The sequence below is a fragment of the Bacillus tuaregi genome, assembly GCF_900104575.1.
Lineage (GTDB): Bacteria > Bacillota > Bacilli > Bacillales > Cytobacillaceae > Bacillus_BD > Bacillus_BD tuaregi.
Genome location: NZ_LT629725.1, coordinates 1 through 5,881, shown reverse-complemented (window position 1 = coordinate 5,881; position 5,881 = coordinate 1). Strand labels below are relative to the sequence as shown.

Sequence of the window (5,881 nt, the reverse complement as noted above, 5' to 3'; positions counted from 1 at the left end):
AGATTGTTTGACTTGCTCATAAGTTGTCTTTATTAAAAAAGACTAAAAGTTAAAACGTTGACGTTTCTGCTTTGTTTAGTTTTCAAAGAACAATTCTTAATTTATTATCGCCTTATCAGCGACAAAAAATATTATAACACGCATAATTCGCCGAAGTCAACTTCTTTTTGAAGTTTTTTTCTTCCGTAATTTCTCCATCATCATTATATTAAATTTGTAGAGTTTTATCTTTTTCTAGCAATATCCAATATCGAAGTGACGGATACATATAATATCATCTTACCAACTCAAAATCAATATCCATTTTAAAGAATAATCTATACTATGTAACCAAAATCATTTGAGGTATTTTATCAAGCGTCTCTTAAGTAAAGAAATAGCTTTAATTGTTGTCTAGAAGCATCGTGGTCCATTTTAAGAAAATGTATAATTATTGGTTAAACTATTGTCTTTTTAAATTCCTTCAAAGGGGTCTAAAATATTCAAACTAGCATTTGAATATTTTAGAATAGGGACTCTAAATTAGTTGCTTTTTAAAAATTAGACAACTTATAGGTATAAAATCCTCTCCCCTGCATCTCATATCAGTGCATTACTGCATCAGTGATGCATCTTCGAAGTTTAAAAAAACTCTTGAGCTTATAAAAATAAGTAAAACAACAGAGAATAGTGAGGCGAAAAGACCCAAATGAATTTACTGGCTATTGAACTAAATGTCATATTTTAAATTTTACTTTGATAGTTTCTTTATCCATTATGTAGTCCAACAAATAATTTAGAATGGAAGAAAATCCTACAGCCTATTCGAAGATAATAGGGTCAGATGAAATACATATTATATTTCAATCTTAAGCGTTCAAAAAGCAGTAAGATATCTTAACAAGGTATTTTAACTAGCTGTTGAATCCAATGTGAGTGAATAAGATAACTCAACTTATCTTTAAACTTAATAGGTTTCTCCTAATTCTAAATTTTAAGCTACCAACAGAGACCAAAATATGTTTCACCCTCTGTTCCTATTATCAATTTATTCCTTTCCCGCCTTTCATGAATCAGTGATGCATTGGTGCATTGATGTAGTTTTATGGATTAAAACATCAAATAAGTTACAAAAATATATAGAGAAGGAAAAGAGGGAAGTTATTTTAAAAATTGTTCTGAAAGTAATTGGACAAGCATATTTTGAAGTGTGTTCAGTGATAGAATTTATCACCATATATTTAATAACCTAAGTAAGGAGACGATTTTTTTATGGGTATTTTAAATAGTTGTTCGGAGGCTGCAAAGAAAAGAAACTTAGGGAATAAAAGATGTGTTCGATTTAGTGTCTCTGTTAATAATGAATATGATAGAAAACTTTCTAGATTGTCAACATCATGTGGAATGAGTAAATCTGAAATGTCTGATCAACTTTTAAGAATCGCTTTAGACTCACCTAATGTAATTGCATGGTTACAAGAACGATATAATAAAGTAGAAGAGTATAAGGTCCGGCCTACTTTGATTAATAATAAGCTTTATTATTAAAATTAGAAAAAACACAGCTGATTTTAGCTGCGTTTTTTATTAGGAGTTTTTTTCATATAAATACTTTTCTAAAGCTTCTTCAACTAATAGATAGATATTTTTTTCTTGTATTAGAGCTTGCATTTTCAATTCCTTGTGTAAATCTATCCGTAAATCAAATGATACCCGTTTTCTCTCAGCTTTTCTATTTTCCTTTCTTGTTTCGTTTATTTCTTCTTTCGAATCAACGTTCCTTTCTTCCTCAACTATTCCACTTAATACTTGTGAAGGTGTAATAACCTTTTGTTGACGCTTCATATTCTTAATATCATTCACCTTTGACACGTTCCATCAACTCCTTATAAAAACTTCTATAAGTTTCTAACGCTTGTTTTAATTCTGGATTATCTTTAAATCCATATAAAGATAATCTTCCAATAGGTGCTTTTCTTGTAATAATGGTTTTAAACACATCTTCTGGGTAGTCTTCCTCAATTATTTCATTGAATGCTTTTGCATCATTACGTCTCATATCATTTAAAGTTCGAAGGATTCCAATAACTTTTGTATTACGTCGGCCAAAATTATTTGCACTAATGACAGAATCCATAAAATTATGAATAGCAGAATAGCACCAGTTTGAACTTTCAAATAACACCACAACATATTCACTTGCACATAAAGAGTTCATAGTTTCTTCACTTAATGCAGGTGGTGTGTCAATAACAATAAAATCATAATCATCTCGAATTTGATCCAAGATTGTATCTAATATCAAGCTAGGATTACTATTAAATTGTGCTATCTGACCTTTATACGTTTGCTTAGTATAAAGCCAGCGAGAAAACGTAGCTAAAAAGTTGTTGGCTGGCAGTAAATTAAGGTTTTCACTAATCGGAACTATATATCTTTTAATATTATTTTGTTGAAGAGCTTCCAATATTGATTTATCTACAAATTCATTCGACGCTCTTCTAGATAACAGCTCAGTTAAATTACCCTGTGAGTCCATATCTATGGCTAATACACGATATCCATCTTCTTGTAATAAATAAGATAATATCCCAGTTGTTGTTGATTTACCACAACCACCTTTTTGAATTCCCATTGTTATAGTAATGGCCAAAAAAAGCACCTTCCTTTCTTCTAACGTTGTTTTCTTCATTTCTTTTTTATTTCATTCTATAGGCAGTAAAATAAATCCTTCTACACACTATTAAACAAAAATAATCTTGTTAAATTTTATCTATGGTTTTGAAGTACCTTAGATATTTTATAAAAAATCAAAACCTTTCGTTTTTTTGTGGGTTTTGAATGAAATTTAATTTATATAGGTTAGTTTAAAAAGAAATTAATTTAAAAGGAGCACACAGTTTGTTTTATTGTTTTACATATATATATTTTAATTGTTTTATATGTTTTAATTGTTTTCGGGAGCCATAAACCCTTGATACTTAAGGGTTTATGGCTGTTAAAGATAACAAAAATGGTGTTAAAGATAACAAAAATGGTGTTAAAGATAACAAAAATGGTGTTAAAGATAACAAAAATGGTGCTGCAAAGATAACAAAAATGGTGTTAAAGATAACAAAAATGGTGTTAAAGATAACAAAAAAAACTTTTGTTATAGTTAGCAATTTGTAATAATATAACGTAGAGAATAAGAAGGGGTGATACTTTTTTGTGTTACCAACAGAAATAATTGAAGTTAATAGAAATAACTTTGTGACAAAATCTAATAGATTAATCGAGGCAAATTATAAACTCGGAGTTATAGAGCAAAAAATCATTCTTTGTTTAGCAAGTAATATTCAACCGACAGATTCTGATTTTAAAACTTATACGTTGCCAATCAAAGAATTTACGAATCTACTTGGGTTAAGAGGGACACCTAAGTATACGGAGTTAAGGAAAATCACAAAAGAGTTAATGCAAAAAGTGTTTGAGATTCGCATTAATAGAAAAGTAATCCAGGTTGCCTGGTTAAGTTATGTAGCTTATAACGAGTCAGAAGGTACGATTGATATCCGTTTTGATCCCTTTTTACGACCTTACCTTTTAGAACTCAAAAGAGAGTTCACAAGCTATAAGCTTGAAAATGTAGTGAAGCTGAAAAGTTCCTATGCAATTCGTATCTACGAATTGCTAAAACAGTATGAAAAAATTCAAGAACGGACATTTTTGTTGAATGATTTACGAGAATTACTTGGCATTGAAAATTTGTATCCTGCGTACGGAAACTTTAAACAACGTGTATTAATACCAGCACAAAAAGAACTGAATAATAAAACAGATATTTCTTTTAAATTAGAAGAAATTAAGAATGGAAGAAAAGTTTCAAAAATAAAGTTTATCATTCAATCTGTTGAACCAAATAAAGGGGAACAACTAAGTTTATTTGAAGAAAACTTAGAAGAATTTAAATTTGCGAATTCTGTTACTCATCAAGTGAAAAAACTAGGTTTAAAAATGGGTCTACAGTTAACGAATGAGGTCATTCATTCCTGGGAAAAATATGGAATGGAAAATGTGTTATTACTGATGGGGAAAATTAAAGAACGTAAGGACATTGATAATCCAATTGGGTATATAACAACTGTTCTTAAGACGACAAGATTTACTAATAAAGAGTCAGATCCTAAAGATTTACTAGATCAAACTATATTATCTTATTTAGTTTCGTATTTCAGTAAATCAAAAGAACCTATGTCTGATTGGTTTATTTCTGAAAAAGCAATTGAAAAATTGCAAGTACACTATTCTATGAAATTAGATCAGGCTAAAGCGAAATTCGAAAAAATAAAAGAAGAACTTTTTAAAGTATTAGGTGTAACAGACTATACAATAATCAAATCTGCAGAAGAAAAATTGAAACAACAACAGGAAATAGAAGAATTACTAAAGAAATTACAATTAACTAAATAATATAGACATAACAAAAATGGTGTATTTTGAGAAAAAAAGGAAACTCCTAATATATATCATATAGATAGTTTTATGTTTTTTTTATTTTGAAATAATTGTCATAAATTTATAACAAGGTTTAATTCGCGGAAGATGACTTCCTTAAATGTCTGTGGTATTATAAAGGTAATATACTTGACAGGGAGGTTTCTAAATTGAAAAAAAAATCTTCTGAAGTTGCTCCGCTGATACAAGACTTTTGTGACTGGTTACAGGAACAAAAGAAATCTCCGAATACAATCAAGACATACAAACGTGAATTAGAAAAATATCAAGAGTGGCTTCAAGAGAGAGACGTGGATATTCAGGGTTTAAAAAAAATGGATATTCAATCTTATATTTATTATTTAGAAGAACAACAAAAAAGTATAACGACCATTGATAAAACTGCTGGCATTATCCGTACTTTTGCTAAATATCTTAGAAAGCCTGAGTTAACTTTTGGATTAGAACTAAAACCAGTAGAAAAAAGTATCGATATCGATACTTTATCTGTCACAGAGTATAATCAGTTATTAAAGGATGTTAAGGAAGAAGATAATTTAAGAAATGTAACTATTGTCTATGTTCTTCTTCATACAGGAATTCGTGTATCGGAATTGTGTAATTTAAATCGATCACATATCAATTTAAAGAAGCATGAGTTAACCGTACAAAAAATAGATGAACAAAGGGTTATCCCTCTTTCAAATGAAGCAAGAGAGTATTTGCAGATATATCTGGATTGTCATGGTCATGAGGCTGTTTTTGTATCTGCTACAGGTGAACGTCTTTCGGAGAGAGCAGTACAATATATGTTAAAAAAATATAATGTAACCCCACAAAAACTTCGACATACTTTTTGCCAGCGCTTAATTGATAACAAAGTCGATGTAGAAACTGTCTCTCGATTAGCTGGTCATAAAGATATTAACGTGACTAAAAAATATGTAAAAGTTCAAATGAATAAACGTAAAGTAGAAGCAGCGATTAATGATGCTTTTACGAATAAAATAGGTTAAACGTCGAAGTGTATTTAGTTTATTTATACTCCTTTCAATTGATAGGAGTTTTTTATTGAAAAAGAATTGATTTCTAGTAGAAAAGCTGATAATATTAGAACCCGTTATAAATCTATTGGTTATTTATAGGATTAATAGAAGTGTAACTCGAAAAAGTGGAAACTCACAAAAAGAAGTTGACTTCCATGATTAATGGTGTTATAGTAATAAATGTCGCTGAAACAACAGCTTAGGAAAAGTGAAAAAGTTGTTGACTTCAACGAAAATGAAGTGTTATAATATTTTTTGTCGCTGATAAGGCGATAATAAATTAAGAATTGTTCTTTGAAAACTAAACAAAGCAGAAACGTCAACGTTTTAACTTTTAGTCTTTTTTAATAAAGACAACTTATGAGCAAGTCAAACAATCT

General features: G+C 29.4%; 6 protein-coding genes. 4 read left to right on the top strand and 2 right to left on the bottom strand.

The annotated features are described in order from the left end of the window. The first annotated feature begins 1,251 nt into the window (after positions 1–1,251). A complete protein-coding gene (locus tag BQ5321_RS00575; RefSeq protein WP_071392729.1) occupies positions 1,252–1,527 on the top strand; it encodes a hypothetical protein in 276 nt (91 codons plus the stop codon). Positions 1,528–1,566: 39 nt separating this feature from the next. Here the strand turns inward: BQ5321_RS00575 and BQ5321_RS00570 are convergent, their stop codons facing one another. Together BQ5321_RS00570 and BQ5321_RS00565 are read right to left on the bottom strand one after the other, a co-directional pair. Continuing rightward, positions 1,567–1,851: a hypothetical protein gene (locus BQ5321_RS00570; RefSeq protein WP_071392728.1), complete on the bottom strand. Its 285-nt coding sequence runs from the start codon at positions 1,849–1,851 to the stop codon at positions 1,567–1,569. Further along, on the bottom strand, positions 1,835–2,632 hold the full coding sequence (locus BQ5321_RS00565; RefSeq protein WP_071392727.1) for a ParA family protein: 798 nt from the start codon (positions 2,630–2,632) through the stop codon (positions 1,835–1,837). The genes BQ5321_RS00570 and BQ5321_RS00565 overlap by 17 nt, the downstream gene beginning before the upstream one ends. Before the next feature lie 338 nt (positions 2,633–2,970). Between BQ5321_RS00565 and BQ5321_RS24330 the strand changes: the two genes are divergently transcribed. The 3 genes from BQ5321_RS24330 (at position 2,971) to BQ5321_RS00550 (ending at position 5,471) form a co-directional block, all read left to right on the top strand. Continuing rightward, the gene (locus BQ5321_RS24330) at positions 2,971–3,150 is read left to right on the top strand and encodes a hypothetical protein (protein WP_071392726.1); all 180 of its coding nucleotides are present in this window, start codon (positions 2,971–2,973) and stop codon (positions 3,148–3,150) included. Positions 3,151–3,189: 39 nt separating this feature from the next. Further along, positions 3,190–4,431: a replication initiation protein gene (locus BQ5321_RS00555; protein WP_071392725.1), complete on the top strand. Its 1,242-nt coding sequence runs from the start codon at positions 3,190–3,192 to the stop codon at positions 4,429–4,431. A 194-nt stretch (positions 4,432–4,625) separates the two neighbouring features. Continuing rightward, entirely contained in the window at positions 4,626–5,471 is an 846-nt protein-coding gene (locus BQ5321_RS00550) for a tyrosine-type recombinase/integrase (protein WP_071392724.1), read from the top strand. Positions 5,472–5,881 lie beyond the last annotated feature (410 nt).

Bases quoted from the DNA above. Each gene is read 5' to 3' on its own strand.
- BQ5321_RS24330 (WP_071392726.1), top strand. From the start codon at position 2,971: ATGGCTGTTAAAGATAACAAAAATGGTGTTAAAGATAACAAAAATGGT.
- BQ5321_RS00575 (WP_071392729.1), top strand. From the start codon at position 1,252: ATGGGTATTTTAAATAGTTGTTCGGAGGCTGCAAAGAAAAGAAACTTA.